The organism is Brevibacillus sp. SIMBA_040 (assembly GCF_046535075.1).
Taxonomy (GTDB): domain Bacteria; phylum Bacillota; class Bacilli; order Brevibacillales; family Brevibacillaceae; genus Brevibacillus.
This window is the reverse complement of record NZ_JAWRXI010000434.1, coordinates 1-231: the sequence shown is the minus strand read 5'-3', so window position 1 is coordinate 231 and position 231 is coordinate 1. Positions and strand designations below refer to the sequence as shown.

The 231-nt window shown below is 35.5% G+C and carries 1 protein-coding gene; it reads left to right on the top strand.

What is annotated here, in order from left to right:
* On the top strand, window positions 1-231 hold a 231-nt coding region (locus SB752_RS33345), incomplete at both ends, for a hypothetical protein (RefSeq protein ID WP_410719650.1).

Here is a 231-nt window from a genome sequence, read left to right as displayed (position 1 = left end):
AGACAGGAGGAACATGGATCAATGATAAACCCATCTATAGAAAGACCGTTGTTTTTGATACAATACCTTCAAATGGGGAAATTGATATTACAACGGACTTTCCTGATATTGAAGTAATCGTTTCTAATCAGATGTTTACAGAATGGTGGGCTAGAGATTTCGCTTTTGCAGGAAACCATTGGAGAGGAGTAACCTTTATTACTTTAAAATCAAATATGGTTGCATTTGAAG